Annotated in this window: 13 protein-coding genes; 9 read left to right on the top strand and 4 right to left on the bottom strand. The window is 68.5% G+C overall.

What is annotated here, in order from left to right; translation table 11 throughout:
* Nucleotides 1–652 (top strand): thiopeptide-type bacteriocin biosynthesis protein (locus Q664_RS10005; RefSeq protein WP_200883680.1); only part of this gene is annotated, 652 nt, incomplete at its 5' end.
* Here the strand turns inward: Q664_RS10005 and Q664_RS10000 are convergent.
* The 3 genes from Q664_RS10000 to Q664_RS09990 all read right to left on the bottom strand — a co-directional run bounded on the left by Q664_RS10000 (nt 637) and on the right by Q664_RS09990 (nt 2,730).
* Nucleotides 637–1,773 carry a hypothetical protein gene (locus Q664_RS10000; RefSeq protein ID WP_043392719.1) on the bottom strand — a complete coding sequence of 379 codons (1,137 nt, stop codon included), beginning with the start codon at nt 1,771–1,773 and terminating at the stop codon, nt 637–639. The two genes, Q664_RS10005 and Q664_RS10000, sit on opposite strands and share 16 nt — an antisense overlap.
* A gap of 385 nt (nt 1,774–2,158) precedes the next feature.
* The gene (locus Q664_RS09995; protein WP_043392717.1) at nt 2,159–2,461 is read right to left on the bottom strand and encodes a type II toxin-antitoxin system RelE/ParE family toxin; all 303 of its coding nucleotides are present in this window, start codon (nt 2,459–2,461) and stop codon (nt 2,159–2,161) included.
* Nucleotides 2,449–2,730: a CopG family ribbon-helix-helix protein gene (locus tag Q664_RS09990; RefSeq protein ID WP_043392714.1), complete on the bottom strand. Its 282-nt coding sequence runs from the start codon at nt 2,728–2,730 to the stop codon at nt 2,449–2,451. Before Q664_RS09990 ends, Q664_RS09995 begins: the two co-directional genes overlap by 13 nt.
* A gap of 283 nt (nt 2,731–3,013) precedes the next feature.
* Here Q664_RS09990 and Q664_RS09985 point away from each other — a divergent pair, with 283 nt between their 5' ends.
* A complete protein-coding gene (locus Q664_RS09985) occupies nt 3,014–4,081 on the top strand; it encodes a ketoacyl-ACP synthase III family protein (RefSeq protein ID WP_052517917.1) in 1,068 nt (355 codons plus the stop codon).
* The gene (ubiG, locus tag Q664_RS09980) at nt 4,065–4,865 is read left to right on the top strand and encodes a bifunctional 2-polyprenyl-6-hydroxyphenol methylase/3-demethylubiquinol 3-O-methyltransferase UbiG (RefSeq protein WP_043392712.1); all 801 of its coding nucleotides are present in this window, start codon (nt 4,065–4,067) and stop codon (nt 4,863–4,865) included. The genes Q664_RS09985 and ubiG overlap by 17 nt, the downstream gene beginning before the upstream one ends.
* Nucleotides 4,866–5,111: 246 nt before the next feature.
* Here ubiG and Q664_RS09975 read toward each other — a convergent pair whose 3' ends face one another.
* Nucleotides 5,112–6,761, bottom strand: a complete 1,650-nt coding sequence (locus Q664_RS09975) for a right-handed parallel beta-helix repeat-containing protein (RefSeq protein ID WP_425117410.1) — start codon at nt 6,759–6,761, stop codon at nt 5,112–5,114.
* A gap of 115 nt (nt 6,762–6,876) precedes the next feature.
* Here Q664_RS09975 and Q664_RS09970 point away from each other — a divergent pair, with 115 nt between their 5' ends.
* The 6 genes from Q664_RS09970 (at nt 6,877) to Q664_RS09945 (ending at nt 14,841) form a co-directional block, all read left to right on the top strand.
* Nucleotides 6,877–8,619 (top strand): SpoIID/LytB domain-containing protein, encoded by a 1,743-nt coding sequence (locus tag Q664_RS09970; protein WP_043392706.1) that lies wholly within the window; start codon nt 6,877–6,879, stop codon nt 8,617–8,619.
* A 114-nt stretch (nt 8,620–8,733) separates the two neighbouring features.
* On the top strand, nt 8,734–9,978 hold the full coding sequence (locus tag Q664_RS09965) for an energy transducer TonB family protein (RefSeq protein ID WP_043392703.1): 1,245 nt from the start codon (nt 8,734–8,736) through the stop codon (nt 9,976–9,978).
* Between the two features lie 58 nt (nt 9,979–10,036).
* The gene (locus Q664_RS09960; RefSeq protein WP_043392728.1) at nt 10,037–10,948 is read left to right on the top strand and encodes a cation diffusion facilitator family transporter; all 912 of its coding nucleotides are present in this window, start codon (nt 10,037–10,039) and stop codon (nt 10,946–10,948) included.
* Nucleotides 10,949–10,956: 8 nt separating this feature from the next.
* A complete protein-coding gene (locus Q664_RS09955) occupies nt 10,957–11,139 on the top strand; it encodes a hypothetical protein (RefSeq protein WP_152622013.1) in 183 nt (60 codons plus the stop codon).
* 128 nt (nt 11,140–11,267) lie between these two features.
* Nucleotides 11,268–12,509, top strand: coding sequence for a cytochrome P450 (locus Q664_RS09950; protein ID WP_160174374.1), 1,242 nt, complete (start codon nt 11,268–11,270; stop codon nt 12,507–12,509).
* A 76-nt stretch (nt 12,510–12,585) separates the two neighbouring features.
* Nucleotides 12,586–14,841 carry an ATP-binding protein gene (locus tag Q664_RS09945; protein WP_043392697.1) on the top strand — a complete coding sequence of 752 codons (2,256 nt, stop codon included), beginning with the start codon at nt 12,586–12,588 and terminating at the stop codon, nt 14,839–14,841.
* The last annotated feature ends 217 nt before the right edge of the window (nt 14,842–15,058 follow it).

The raw sequence follows: 15,058 nt of genomic DNA, 5'->3' as shown, positions 1-15,058 counted from the left end.
GGCACTGGCACCCTTGCAGCACGAAGGGCTGGTGTGGCGCGTGCAGCTCGACACGTACGAGCGCGAGGTGGAGCGCTACGGAGGGCCCGAGGCCATGTTGCTGGCCGAGCGCCTCTTCCATGTGGACAGCGAGGCCGTGCTGGAGTTGCTGGAGGGGCTCTCCGGTGACGCGGACGCACGCTGGCGCGTGAGCCTGCTCGGCGTCGATACGCTGCTCGGGGATCTCGGGATGGACCTGGAGGCGAAACGCCGGGTGATGGGCCGGTTGCGCGAGGGCTATGGCCGGGAGTTCCGCGTGGACGTGGCGTTCGAGCGGCAGCTCGGCGAGAAGTTCCGCAAGCACCGGCGGGAGTTGGAGGCACTGCTGGCACCTGGCTCCGCGGTGGAGGACTCGCTGGCACCGGCACGGGAGGTGCTGAGAAGGCGCTCGGAGCGCTCGGCCCCGTGGGTGAGCGAGCTGCGGGCCCGGGAGTCCGAGGGGAAGCTGACCCAGGGCGTGGAGCAGCTCGCGGAGAGCTACGTGCACATGCACATCAACCGCATGCTGCGCACGGCCGCGCGAGCCCAGGAGCTCGTGCTCTACGATCTGCTCCACCGGCTCTACGAATCCCGGGCCGCACGCCAGCGCCGCTCCGCTCAGTACCCCAGGTAGAGGAACCGCATCGAGGACGTCTTGTCCCCGAAGCTCACGTTGTTGAGATTCAATGAGCCACGGCCACTGAGTTCCCGGTAGCTGCCTCCAAAATTGGAGTGCTCGTACAGACGGGCCCTCCATCCGGAGGGCAGGCAGTAGCGCACGGCCGAGGCCTTGTCGTTGAAGCCCTCGATGGAGGAGAAGTTGGAGTAGTTCTCCTGCGTGTAATCGGGATGATCGATCATCAGCCCGCGGTCGCTGAAGTCGGAGTCGTCGTACAGCTCGACGAAGGCGCGGTTGATGTCGCTGTCACAGCCGGGGTTGGGGAAGGTCGCGCGGAACTCCATCATCTTCACCGAGGAACCAGGTCCATCGTTGTCGTGCTCGGTGCCGTAGACGATGAGCTGGCCCCACGGGTCCACGTAGACGCCACCCGCCGCGTCCAGATTGCACTGCCGGTTGGTGCCACTGTCGTAGCCGGGCGAGGGATAACCGCAGTACAGGTGCTTCTTCGCGACCTTGGTGATGACCACCTGGCCGGACTCCTCCGTCAGCCGGAACAGGTCGATCCAGTCCTCGCCGGTGGCGGAGTTCAGGTGCGTCCCCACCAGGAAGAGCGAGCCGTCACACTGGGTCACCAGGTTGAGGTTCTGGTAGTTGCCGAACTCCCGGTCGCCAATGGCCGAGCGCAGCTCTCCCTCGTTCCAGTTGTCCAGCGGCACGAAGCCCGCGTCCGTCGAGCGCAGGTCCCCGCCCGTCGAGCGGTAGAACTCGAGATTGTTGGCATGGGCCCGCCCGAGGATGAGCAGGAAGCGCCCGTCCGAGAGCTTCGCCAACGAGGCCGTGCCCGCCTCCTGCGTCTGTCCCCACTGATTCACCGGCAGGCGGACGGGGCGCCAGGGAGTGGCCATGTCATAGAACACGACACGGCCATTCTCTCCAGACGGACTCGACTCCAGGGGCACGGCGAGCAGGCTACCCGAGGCCTGCATGCCGCCCGCGTGGGTGTAGTCCATGTCCGAGAACCACGCGTCGGCGATGGCCCGGTCCGAGCTGGGTGGTGGAGTGGCGGGATAGGAGACGTTGGGCGCGAGGCGGTTGGAGCGGAATCGGGCGCCTTCCGTGTTCCGGGAGCCCATCTCCACCACTGTGAACGCTTTGGTCGTCCCTGAGTGAGAGACGGCGAGGTACTGGCCTCCGGCACCAGGCAAGCGTTGAATGCCCTGCCAGTGATGGGAGGACGTGACTGGATCTCCGATGGGATGGAAGCCGAGCACGTCACCGTGATCGCGCAGTCCGTTCACAGCGGCGACCGCGTCGGGTACGCACTGGTTGCAGTCGTCCGCACCCCCTCCGCAAACAGCCCCTGTCCACTGGGCGAAGGCGCTCCCTCCGATCAGGCAGGTGGCCAACAGACCCATGCTTCCAAGCTCTCGAATCCTTTTCATGCGCAAGGCCGTCCCTCCGGTTGAGGTTTCAGCCTGCCAAAATATAGAAGGATTGGGGACCGCTCTTGGCGCTCAGTCACTCGTCCGCATCGACGTAGCCCACTTCCCGCTGATGCCGCAGAGCGAGCACCAACACGGTGTCCTCCGCTTTCAGGAATCGGTAGAGCGCGATGTATCCCGTGCGGCCGCGAGAGATGATCAGCTCGCGCAGTCCCTGTTCCGCGGGGCGTCCGATCAGCGGATGCCTCCCCAGAACGGATACGGCCTCGCTGATCCGCGCGACCGCGAGTTCCGCCAATTCGGGTTCGTGCTCGGCAAGAAACCCGACGATCCGCTCGAAGTCCGACAACGCCCTGGCGGCATAGACTACTCGCGCCATGGCGTGGCCTTGAGGCGCCGGCTCCTGCCACCCCGCGCCCGAGCCGCCATGGCCTCGTGCACCTCGTCCGCGTTGAAGCCCTCGCCCGTCTCGAGGGCCTCTTTCTCCGCGGCCAGGGCCTCTTCGACGAAGCGCCGTCTGCGCTCCGTCTGGGCTACCTGCTGCTCGATGGCCTCGACCATGAAGGCGTGAGGGCTCTTGCCCGCCCCTTTCGCCGCTGCCTCGACCCGGCTCTTGAGCTGCGGTGGAAGCTTGAGCGATGTCGCCATGACAGGAGGTCCCCGGAAGGATGGAGGTACTACCAGGTTAGTACCGTCACGGCATGCGGGCAAGGGAGCCTGGCATCAGGCGGCCCGGCTGGTGAGCGTCCCGCGTGGAACGCTGGGCGTCACATCCAAATCCCCCCCCTCCTCTCTCAGGACAAGTCTCGCAACCCCGGGCGCCCCACGAGCAGGCGGGCCCGTCCCCGAGCAGGAGAGGCACCGTGAATCCCAGACACGTCCAGACACATGCCGTTCCAGACGGAGCCCAGCCACTACTGGGGAGGGGCTCGTGAGAATCGAACAACTCTTCATCGCGGGCCTCGGCGCCTTCCTGCCCCGCCCCGTCAACGTTCGTGAGGCCGTCGCGGATGGCCGCTACGACGCCCGGGAGGCCGAGGAAACCCGATTCGAGTCGATCCTCGTGGCGGGCAACGAGTCCCCACCCGACATGGCGGTCCACGCCGCTCGTGGTGCACTGGCCCGCTCCGGCCTGGAACCGGAAGAGCTCGAGCTGCTCCTGCATGCCAGCATCTACTTCCAGGGCATCGATCTCTATTCGACGGCGTCGTACATCCACCACGCCACGCTGGGCGAGCATTCCGCGCTGGCCCTGGAGGTGAAAGGAGCCTCCAACGGCGGCATGGCCAGCCTGGAGCTCGCCGCTTCCTACCTCTCCGCCATGCCACGGCATGCGGCGGCCCTGATCACCACGGCCGACAAGTTCAGTCCTCCGCTGCTCGACCGCTGGCAGTGCGATACCGGCATGGTCCTGGCCGATGGCGCCACGGCGATGCTCCTCAGCAGGAGGAAGGGCTTCGCGCGAGTGCTCAGTGTCGCCACGGTATCGGACCCGAGCCTGGAAGGACTGCACCGGGGCGATGCCCCCTTCGCACACGCGCCAGTCCCCATCGATGTCCACCAGCGCAAGCGTGAGTACCTGAAGGCCGTGGGCCTGGAAGACATGCTGCGGCGATTCCGGGCGGGGCTGACCGGGGCTGTTACCCGTGCCCTGCACGAAGCGCGTACGAAGCTCGGAGACATCTCCCGCTTCGTCGTTCCCCACGTGGGCCGCATCCTGTTCGAGCGCGAGTACCTCGCGGCGCTCCGCATCCCGGAGTCGGCGACCACCTGGTCCTGGGGACGCCGCGTGGGCCACCTCGGCGCGGGAGATCAGATCGCCGGGTTCGGCCACCTGGTGGAAACGAACGCGCTCGAGCCAGGGGAGCGCTGCCTGCTGATGGGCGTCGGCGCGGGCTTCACCTGGACGTGTGCCGTCATCGAGCTGCTCGAGCGCCCGTCACATCCCTCTACTGCTTTTTCCCTCTGCGAAGGAGAGACCCATGCCCGTCGACAATGACCTCTACAACCGCCTGGCCCACACGTGGTGGGAGCAGGATGGAGCCCTGACCCTCATCCGCACGGGGCTGAATGACGCACGCTTCGGCTATTTCCGGCAGGTGATGCTGGAGCGGCTCGGGATGAAGCCCCAGGGTTTGCGAGCCCTGGACATCGGCTGCGGAGGCGGCTACCTCGCCGAGGAGTTCACGCGGCTCGGCTGCCGTGTCAGTGGCATCGATCCGTCCCCGGCGTCGATCGACGCGGCCCACGCACATGCCCGTGCCACCGGGCTCGATATCGACTACCGCGTGGGCAGTGGCGAAACGATCCCCTACGAGGGCGGTACCTTCGACATCGTGTACTGCTGTGACGTGCTCGAGCACGTGCGCGACCTGGATCGGGTGATCGCCGAGACTTCCCGGGTGCTCAAGCCGGGTGGCATCTACTTCTTCGACACCATCAACCGGACCTGGCGGAGCCGGCTCATCGAAATCAAGGTGCTGCAGGATTGGCCGCTCACCCGGGTACAGCCACGGGGACTGCATGACTGGAACATGTTCATCAAGCCGGGCGAGCTGCGGACGGTGCTGAAACGGCACGCGCTCGACGATCGGGAGGTCGTGGGCCTGAAGCCACGAGTGTCTCCGTTCCGGCTGCTCCAGACACTGCGCGGCGTGCAGAAGGGAACGGTGAGCTACGCCGAGGCCGGTCAGCGGCTCAACATGGGGGTAACGAAGGACGTGAGCGAGCTGTACATGGGCTACGCCCTTCGCGGTTCCTCCGGCGTCCCGGCGCGGGCGTGAGAAAAGAAAAAGCCCGGTGCGGAGCAATATCCACACCGGGCCTTCTCACGAGCGTCCCATGCGCTGACCGCGACCATTTTCCCTCGCCCTCCGGGAGAGGGACGGGGTGAGGGTGTCAGGTGAACCCGGGTTGAACCCCCTGCCCACACTGTTGGCCACGGATTGAAGAACGGGCTCGGATACCCTCACCCTGACCCTCTCCCGTGGGGAGAGGGGAGATATCTCCGCTCACTTTCCTGAAAGGGACTAGCAGCCGGTCTCCACCGCGCCGATGTCCGGAGCCCCACCGCAGAAGGGCAGGCCCACGTTGGTGCCCCGATCCACGGCCACCGAGTCCGGTCCGAAGGCCGGCGGCGCCGCGCCCGCGTTGCCCGTGGTGGACGTGCTGTCCCCGGCGGCCTGCTGGAAGCCCACCAGGTCCACCGCCTGGCCGTTGGCCTGGAACTGCGCTCCCGCCGGGAAGATGTTGTGCCCCATCTTCAAGCCCGGCCGCTGGCTGCCCAGGCTCACCGCCACGCCCGACTCCGCGATGAGGTTGTTCGCCACCTGGAGGTTGCTCGTGGGGCCGCCCGTGCCGTGACCCAGGATGAGCGCGGTGTCCGCGCGCGTCACCGTGTTGTTCACCAGCACCGTGCCCTCCGAGTTCTCCAGCCGGATGGCCGTCCCCTCGCCCCCGCCCTGCTTCGTGATGTCGTGGAGGCGGTTGCGCCGCACCACCACGCCGCTCGGCACCGGCCCCTCGTGGTTGCCTCCCACCGAGATGCCCTTGCCCGAGTCGTAGACCTCGTTGTCCTCGATGACCACGTCCCGCGCCGAGTAGTGCACCACCACCGCGTCACCCTTCGCCGTGGAGCTCGGCTTGAAGCCGTGCATCTTGTTGCGGCGGATGGTGACGTTGTGGCACGTCTTGATGTCCACCGCGTTCTCGCGATTGGCGTAGAAGTGGTTGTTCTCGACGAGCAGCCCATCCGCGGGCGGCAGCGAGCTGAAGCCCTCGGGCCCCAGGCACTGCACCGAGTCACCCGAGTTGTCGTGGATGTCGTTGTTGCGCACCGTGATGTCGCGCGACGTCGGCTGCACCACCACCCCGTGCGAGTCCTGGTTGCCCGAATTCTTCACGAAGTCGTGGATGTGGTTGTTCTCGATGACCGCGCCCGTCGCGCTGTCATACGTGGTGATGGCCGCGCCGAGCGTGCCGTGGTGCAGCTCCGAGTTGGCCACCGTCGAGCCCTTCACGTTCCCCTGGAAGGTCACCGCGTAGACGGGCTGACGCTGCGCGTCCAGCTCGAAGCCATCGATGATCCAGTACGGCCGCCGCACCTGCACGAGCGCGCCGGAGCCGGAGCCCGGGACGATGCGGGGCTTGCCCTCGCCCTGCAGGGTGATGGGCGCGCCCTCGGAGCCGGCCTTGGCGTTGTCACCGAGGACGACGCGCTCGGCGTAGGTGCCCGCGAGCACGCGGATGGCCTCGCCCGGCCCGGCCACGGAGATGGCCTTGGCGATGGAGCGGAACGGCTGGGCCGCGCTCCCGTCACCCGAATCGTTCCCGGAGGCGCTCACCACCCACTCCCGGGTGAAGCGCGGCGCGGGGGGGACCGCCGGGGGCTCGGCGAGGGCCGGCTGCGGCGAGGGCTGGGCGATGGGCGAGTGCCCCTCGTGCGAGGGAAGGTCCGCCACGGGCGTGTTCGCCACGGGCTGCGCACCAATGGGCGAGGGCTCGCCCGGCCTGGAGGCGGCCGTGGGTGCATTGAGGCGCGGAGCATCGTCCGGCATACCCGGCTGCCCGCCGGAATCGGTTCCCCCACTCCCGCCACAGGCCCACAGGCCCAGGCCCAGCGAGCAAGCGGCCAGGAGGGCCGCCGGAGTCTTCCTCATCTTGCTTGCTTGGATTTTCATGAGCAGGGGGAACCCCCGTACCGGGTCCCCGTATTCGCCACCCCTCCACCCTGGCTGCCTGGAATCCAACCAGGAGGTGGCGGCGCGCGCCGTCCACGGGTAGCGTCGGGGGGCTTTGCTCAAAGCCGTTCTCCCACTCCTCGCGCTGCTCCTCGTCACCTGCGCCGCTCCGCGCCAGCCCGCGTCCGCGCCGGCTCCGGAGGTCCTGCGCTCCGAGTCCTCGTCCCGCGCGCACCACGCCGTGCCAGCGCCCTCGCACAAGCCCGCCATCCCGGCCCTGGAGGCACCCCCTCCGGGCGAATTGTCCGGGCCGGACAGCCTCAAGCGCCTGGACTTCCGGGGCGGTGAGCCGCAAGTCCCCATCGGGTTGATGCAGGGCCGCCGCGAGGTGCGTTTCTCCCCCAAGGGGCGGATGCGGCTGCGCTTCGGCGGGGAAGCGGAGCGGATGCTGGAGGCCCCGGCGGGCTCGATGTGGACGGTGCGCGTCACCGACGGCACGCCCGCGGAGTTGTCCGTGCGCATCCAGCTCGAGGAGCTTCCCTTCGCCGACAAGGAGGGGCTCGCCGAGATGCAGGCCCGGTGGCAGGCCCGGGGCGTGGCGGTGCGCGCGCACGTGCTCGGCGCGCTCTATGGCATCGCCGGAAAGGTCATCGACAACCGGCGCTACCTGCTGCTGTTGGACGAGGAGCTCACCTCGAAGCAGGCCACGGAGCGGCAGGCGGAGCTGCTGCGCCAGCTCGGCGTGCGCACCACCCTCTTCGAGGAGGTCCGCGCCCCCGCGCGCGCCATCCTCGAGCTGCGGGACGAGGCGGGCAACGTGGCGGGGCTCGCGCAGGACAACCTGTTCGTGGAGACGCTGGACGGCGCCGGCTTCGACGTGCGGCAGGTGGAGCACGACGTCGGCTACGACAACCACGGCTTCGAGGACCGGAGCTTCCGCGGCACGCTGCAGCTCTCGGTGGATCGCCACGGGACGCTCGCGGTGGTGAACGTGGTGAAGCTGGAGGAGCTGCTCAAGGGGCTGGTGCCCTCGGAGATCTACGCCCGCGCCCACCCGGAGGCCCTCAAGGCGCAGGCGGTGACGGCGCGCGGCGAGGTGCTGGCGAAGGTGGGCATCAAGCACCTGGCGGATCCCTACCTCCTGTGCTCCGAGCAGCACTGCGCGGTGTACCGGGGCCGCACGGGCGAGGCGGCCAGCACCAGCGCGGCGGTGGAGGCCACGCGGGGCCAGGGGCTCTTCTCCTCGGACGGCAAGCTGGTGGACTCCGTGTACAGCGCCATGTGCGGAGGCCACACGGAGGACAATGACGTCGTCTGGGGAGGCCCCCCCAACCCGAGCCTGCGCGGCCGGCCGGATCTGATCGGCCCGGCGGAGGGAGTGCCCACGCCCGCGTCGCTGGCGGAGTACCTCCAGGCGGAGCTGCCCGCGGCCTGCCGCCTCTCCACCTTCGCGCGGGCGGGCAAGTACCGCTGGGAGAAGCGCTTCACCGTGGAGCAGGTGAACGCGCTCACCACCCACCTCGCGGTGGGACCGGTGCACGCGCTGAGCCTGGGTGAGCGGGGAGTGTCCGGCCGGGCCCGCACCCTCACCGTGGCGGGCGAGAAGGGCGTCACCCAGGTCCGGGGCGAGCTGAACATCCGCCGGCTCTTCGGGATGCTGAACAGCGCCATGGCCCTGGTGGAGGAGGAACGGGATGGCGAGGGCCACCTCACCGGCTGGCGCTTCCGGGGCGGCGGCTGGGGCCACGGGGTGGGGATGTGCCAGACGGGCGCCATCGGCCGGGCGGAGGCCGGGCAGCGCTACGAGGACATCCTTCGTTTCTACTTCAACGGTGCCGAGGTCGCGTCCATCTACTAGAGCCCATCTCCCAAGAAGAGTGCGTACACTCCAGGGGGAGCGGTCCAACCCAGGTTGTCGCCCCGAAAACGTCCCGGGAGTATGGGACGCGCTCGGGGGTTATCATCACCACGCGTGTCGACGGGTCCTTCGGTTCCAGAGCAGTCGTCCAGGCGGAGGCGCAGGCGGGAACACCCCGCTCGCTACCTCATTGCCCTCGTCCTGGCGCTGCTGGTGCATGGCGCCTTCGTCGGACTGTTGGCGCTGATGGCCCACATCCAGCTCAACCTGCCACCCGAGCCCAAGCCCCCCAAGCCGGCGAGCGCCGTCGTCATGCGCCCCCTGAGTGCGCAGGAGTGGGCGAAGAACCGCGGTCCCCAGGCGCCCAACGCCAAGGCTTCCCCGCCCCTCGAGCAGAAGAAGCCGGAGAAGAAGAAGCCCGAGGAGAAACCCAAGGGTCAGGTGGTGGACGTGGCCCCGGGCAACCAGCAGGAAGCGCCGGACGCCAAGTACCTCGCCGAGCACGACAACAAGGTGGAGAAGGAGACGCGCGCGAAGGACCAGACGCCCTTCTACCGCAACGCCATGCCGCGGACGACGGCGCGCGAGTCCCGTGAGGGCTCGGGGGCCAGCGACGAGAAGGCGCCGCACGTCGCCGGCAACAACGGCATGGGCGCGGACGAGCGGCCCATGAAGGAAGGCGGCAAGAAGTCCGCCTTCGAGCTGCCCGAGGCCAAGAAACGGGACGAGATCGCCCTCAAGCAGGATCCCACCTCGCCCGGACCGGGCATGGAGGTGAACAACAGCGACGAGAGCGACGAGGTGGCCGGCAACTCCAAGCGGCTGCGCATCCAGCAGGGCTTCGAGGACAGCGAGGAGGGCTCCCAGGGCCGCCTGGGCACTCCGGGGATGGCCAGGCTGATGCCCTCGCAGGCGGTGATGGATCAGATCATCGGCGGGGCGCCCAATGATCACCTCAAGGACGCGGAGGAGGGAGACGGCACCTACCTCAATACCCGCGAGTGGAAGTACGCCAGCTTCTTCAACCGGGTGAAGCAGAGCGTGGGCACGCAGTGGGATCCCAACGCGGCGCTGATGATGCGCGACCCCACGGGGCAGACCTACAGCGGCAGGGATCGCTACACCCTGGTCAACGTCACCCTGGACGAGAACGGACGGGTGGCCAGCATCACCGTCGAGAAGAGCTGCGGACTGGACTTCCTGGATCTGGCGGCCGTGGAGTCCTTCAAGAAGGCGCAGCCCTTCCCCAATCCGCCGCCGGGCCTCCTGGAGGACGACTCCAAGGTGCGCTTCAAGTTCGGCTTCTTCATGGAGATGGGCGGCGGCCCCCGGATGCGGCTCTTCCGTCAGCCCAACTGACGACACGAGTGCCCGGGAAGGCTCGCGTGTGGGCCCCGTTGGCACTAGGTTGCGCCGCGTGGATGCTTCCTCGTTGATGGAGCGCAACCGGAAGGTGCGCAACGTGCTCGCCGCCATCCTCGTGGCCAACTGGGCCGTGGCGGTGGCGAAGATCGTCTTCGGGTGGATGAGTGACTCGGCCGCGGTGACCGCGGACGGCGTGCACTCCTTCATCGACGGAGGCTCCAACGTGCTCGGCCTGGTGGCCATGTCCGTGGCCGCCCGCCCCGCGGACGAGGATCACCCCTATGGCCACGGCAAGTTCGAGGCCCTGGCCTCGCTGGGCATCGGGATGTTGATCGGCGTCGCCATGCTGGAGCTGGGGCGCATGGCGCTCGACTCGCTGCTGCACGACCGGCACCCCACGGTGACGCCGCTCATGGCGGGGGTGATGGTGGGCACGCTGCTGGTCAACCTGGCCGTCACCACCCTCGAGCGCAAGCAGGGCGAGAAGCTGCAGAGCCCGCTGCTGCTGGCGGACGCGCGGCACACGCTGTCGGACGTGGGCGTGACGCTGGCGGTGCTCGGCTCCATGGGGCTGGTGTGGCTGGGCTTCCCCAAGGCGGACGGCCTCGTCACGTTGGGCGTGCTGGTGGTGGTGGCCCGGGTGGCGTGGGGCATCGTCAAGCAGGCGGTGGGCATCCTCTCGGATACGGCGCGGTTGGAGCCGCAGAAGGTGATGAACCTCACCCTCCAGGTGCCAGGCGTGCGCTCGTGCCGCGACGTGCGCAGCCGGGGAATGGAGGGGACGGTGTACGTGGACCTGAAAATCGAGGTGGATCCCCTGCTCACCACCGCCCAGGCACACGAGCTGGCCGACGCCGTGGAAGCCCGCTTGCAGGCCGAGTTCCCCGAGGTGGTGGACGTGGTGGTGCACGTCGAGCCGGGTGGCTCGTCACAAAGAGCCCTCGCGAACACTACCAGGGCATGAACCTCGGCATGAACCTCGAACTCGCCATCTACGTCACGGCCCTCGCGCTCATCGGCGCGAGCTACCTGCTCTCCGGCAAGCGGGAGCTCCGGAGCGCCGCGGCCCAGCAGCGCCACCACGACGCCGAGCTCGAGGCGCTCGTGCGCCCCATGCTCCTCTTCACCATGAAGGCGCCCGTGGCGCACTGCTGAGCCCTGGCTCGAGGTGACAGGCGTTCCCATGTGCTGGGAATTCTCGAAACGTGCATCGGCGTCCATCCGGTGCAATGGGTGCGCTTCGCACGATACGCTCATGGCCGCTTCCCTCCACCCCGAGAGCCATGATGCAGACATCCTCGACGCGAGAGTTTGGCCCAGACTTCGTCCTCAATCTGGATGAGCCCGCCTTCGTCACCAATCCCTATCCCACCTACAAGTGGTTGCGGGAGCAGGCACCCGTCTACCACTGGAAGCCGCGGGGAGACGCCCTCGTCTTCAGCCGGCACAAGGACGTCAGGGCCCTGTTGCTCGATCGCCGCTTCAGCAATGACTACCGCGTCTGGGAGTTCGCCCAGAACACCTCGGCCTGGCCTCCCGAGCACGCCGAGTACAAGAAGATGATGGACAACGGCCTCTTCGGCCTGGCCGACGCCGATCACACCCGCGTGCGCAGGCTCGTCAGCGGCGCCTTCACCCCCCGGGCCGCCGAGCGGATGCGCGGGGAAATCCAGAAGGCCGTCGACGACATCATCGCCGAGAACGTGAAGGGCGACCGGGTCAACCTCACGTCCGTCACCGAGCCGCTGCCCATGCGCGTCATCAGCGACATGCTGAAGATTCCGGACGCGATGCGCGCCGAGTTCCGCGCCTTCGGGCTCACGGTGATCCGCGCCTCCATCACCTTCAACAAGCCCGAGGAGCTCTTCGCGCTCATCGCCCCGATGCCGCGGTGGGTCCGCATGATCCGCGAGCTCATCGCCGATCGCCGCGAGCACCTGCTCGAGGATGATCTGCTCAGCACCCTCATCACCGCGCACGACGGCGGGAGCAAGCTCACCGAGGATGAGATGATCTCCCTCATCCAGGCGCTCATCACCGCCGGCTCCGACACCACGGTGCACGCGGCCAACTGGGCGCTCTACAGCCTGCTGCGCCATCCGGCTCAGCTCGCCCAGCTGCGCGCGGAGCCCTCGCTGATCCGCAACACCATCGAGGAGTCCCTGCGCTACGATCTCTTCGGCAAGGGAGGCCTCCCCAAGTTCGCCAAGGAGGAGCTGGAGTTCGCCGGCCAGAAGATCCGCAAGGGCCAGATGGTCATCCCCTTCGTCACGGCCGCGCTCCACGATCCCGAGGTCTTCCCGGAGCCGGAGCGCTTCGACATCCGCCGCGACGTGAGCCAGACCATTGCCTTCGGCGCGGGCCAGCACTTCTGCCTGGGCGCGGCACTCGCCCGGCAGGAGTTGGACATCGTCGTGGGCACGCTGGTGCAGCGCTTCCCGAACATGCGGCTGCTGGGCGAGCCGGAGTTCCAGCCGCATCCCATCATGCGCGCCATGTCCCGGCTCGAGGTCTCGCTGGGCTGACGCAAGTGTAGACACCCGGGCGGGCTTCGTTTGCACGGCCCAGGGTGCTCCGGTTACGGTGCCGGGGAGTCTTCCCTTGTCCTCCCCGGCCCACTCCCTCCCACTCCGCTGGCATCTCGTCCGGCTCGTTGCGGGCACGCTGCTCCCCGTCGTCGTCTTCGCCGCGATCGTGGTCTTCCAGCTGGCGCGCCTGGAGCGCAAGGACGCCCAGCGGCGGGTGCTCCGTTCGGCGCGCATCATGGCCACGGCCTTCGAGCGGGAGATGTCCGGCTCCATCCGGACGCTCCGGGCCCTGGCCGAGTCCGAACATCTGGATCACGGTGCGCTGGAAGCCTTCCTCGCGGAGTGCGGCCGGGTGCGCCACACTCAGCCCTCGTGGAAGCAGGTGATGTTGATCTCCGCGGATGGGCGGATCCTGCTCAACACGAACCATCCGTGGGGGGCCCCGCTCCCTCCTCTCGCCGAGCAGGAGAGCTTCGCGCGCGTCCTCGAAACGCGCCAGCCCACGGTCGGAGGCATCGTCGTGGGCCGGGGCAAGCAACGTGCGCTCGCCTTTCCCATCCGCGTGCCGGTGATACGAGGCGGCGAGCTCCGCTACGTGCTGACGGCCGTCATCACGCCAGAGTCCCTCACGGACATCGTGGCCAACCCCTCGAGCGAGAGCGAGGAGTGGACACGCGTGCTGGTGGATCCGCAAGGCAGGGTGGTGGCCCGCACCCGGGATCCCGCGCGCTTCGTCGGCCAGCCGTCGACGCCCTCGTTCCACGAGAGCACCCGGGCCTCGCTCGAGGGTGTGTACGCCGATATGTCGATGGACGGTGCGCCCGTCTACGTGGCGTTCAGCCGGACCCAGCCATCGGATTGGACCGCGGCGGTCGTCAGTCCCCGACGGCTCCTCGACGCGCCGGTGGCCGATTCGATGCTCGCCGTGGGAGGACTCGGGCTCGCGCTGTTGCTCGCGAGCACGGGCGGCGCCTGGCTCTTCTCCCGGCGCATCGAGCGCTCCATCATGCAGGCCTCGGACGCCGCCGCCGCCCTCGCCCAGGGAAACCCTCCCCGCATGGAGCCGTCCGGCGTGCGCGAGCTCGCGCAACTGGGAGAGGCGCTGGAGCGCTCCGGACAACTGCTGCGGGAGCGGGAGCGGGAGCGGGACGCGAACCTCGCCGCCGCCGAGACGGCACGCGCCGAGGCCGTCGAGGCCACGAAGGCCAAGGACGTGTTCCTCGCCATGCTCGGGCACGAGCTGCGCAACCCGCTCGCGCCGATCGTCACATCCATGGAGGTGCTCCGCAGGCGGGGTCTCGCGCAGACACCCGAGCACGAGGTCATCTCCCGGCAGCTCCAACACGTCGTGCGCCTCGTGGATGATCTGCTCGACATGGCACGGCTCGCGCGAGGACAGTTGTCACTCCACCGCGAGCCGCTCGAGCTCTCCTCCGTGATCACCCGGGCGGTGGAGGCGGCGGCCCCGCTCATCGAGCGGCGGCGGCACGTGCTCGAAACGGACGTGTCCACGTCCAGCCTTCCGGTGCTGGGGGATGCCGATCGGCTGACGCAGGTGGTCGCCAACCTGCTCACGAATGCGGCGAAGTACACGCCTCCTGGCGGACACCTCCGGCTCCAGGCCGGAGAACACGATGGCGGCATCGGGCTCGTGGTCGAGGATGATGGCCAGGGTCTGGCTCAGGAGCTCATTCCCCGGCTCTTCGAGCCCTTCATCCAGGGGCCACGCACGCTGGATCGAAGCGAGGGAGGGCTGGGACTCGGCCTGGCGCTCGTGCGGAGCCTCGTCGAGGAGCATGGAGGCCGGGTCGAGGCACACAGCCACGGGCCCGGCCATGGCAGCCGCTTCACGGTCTGGCTGCCAAGACACACCCAGGCCGAGGCACCCCGGCCCCAGGAGGAGCAGCCGGCGCCCGTGCCCTCCAGGGCAGCGGAGGTATCGGGGAAACGCGTCCGAGTGCTCGTGGTGGACGACAACGTGGACGCCGCCGAGGCCCTGGCGGAGTTGCTGGGCATGAGCGGGTACGAGGTGGCGGTGGCACACGACTGCCCTCAGGCGCTCCAGCAAGCCGACACGTTCCGTCCGGAGGTGGCGCTGCTCGACATCGGCCTGCCCGAGGTGGATGGCTACGGGGTCGCCGAGCGCATTCGCGAGCGGCTGGGAGGAGCGAGCCCCGTCTTCGCCGCGCTCACCGGCTTCAGCCAGGAAGGGGATCGCGCACGCAGCCAGGCCGCGGGCTTCCGCCACCACTTCGTGAAGCCCATCGACATCGACGAGCTGATCTCCTTCGTGGAGTCGCTGAGCCCGGCGCGAGATGGGGCCGCGTAGAAGGCGCGGTCCGTCGCTTTCAACACAGGAGCGGGCCGGCTTGGCGGTCAAGCCCCTTCAAGTATGTCCGCGAAGGTGTGCCCCTGAGAAAAAGCGCTGACAACACGCCCATTTCCCCTCGCCCTCCGGGAGAGGGACGGGGTGAGGGGGCCTCGAATCCCGGGTTGAACCCCCTGCCCACAATGCGAGCCACGGGTTGAAGAACAGGGACAGATAC

Origin of the sequence: Archangium violaceum Cb vi76 (assembly GCF_000733295.1) — a bacterium.
Taxonomy (GTDB): domain Bacteria; phylum Myxococcota; class Myxococcia; order Myxococcales; family Myxococcaceae; genus Archangium; species Archangium violaceum.
Note: the sequence above shows the minus strand (reverse complement) of the source record. Positions and strands in the feature narration are given on the sequence as shown.

Coding starts and splice junctions, on each gene's coding strand:
- Q664_RS09995 (WP_043392717.1), bottom strand. CDS start 2,461: ATGGCGCGAGTAGTCTATGCCGCCAGGGCGTTGTCGGACTTCGAGCGG.
- Q664_RS09955 (WP_152622013.1), top strand. CDS start 10,957: ATGAACCTCGAACTCGCCATCTACGTCACGGCCCTCGCGCTCATCGGC.
- Q664_RS09975 (WP_425117410.1), bottom strand. CDS start 6,761: ATGAAAATCCAAGCAAGCAAGATGAGGAAGACTCCGGCGGCCCTCCTG.
- Q664_RS09990 (WP_043392714.1), bottom strand. CDS start 2,730: ATGGCGACATCGCTCAAGCTTCCACCGCAGCTCAAGAGCCGGGTCGAG.
- Q664_RS09950 (WP_160174374.1), top strand. CDS start 11,268: ATGATGCAGACATCCTCGACGCGAGAGTTTGGCCCAGACTTCGTCCTC.
- ubiG (WP_043392712.1), top strand. CDS start 4,065: ATGCCCGTCGACAATGACCTCTACAACCGCCTGGCCCACACGTGGTGG.
- Q664_RS10000 (WP_043392719.1), bottom strand. CDS start 1,773: ATGGGCTCCCGGAACACGGAAGGCGCCCGATTCCGCTCCAACCGCCTC.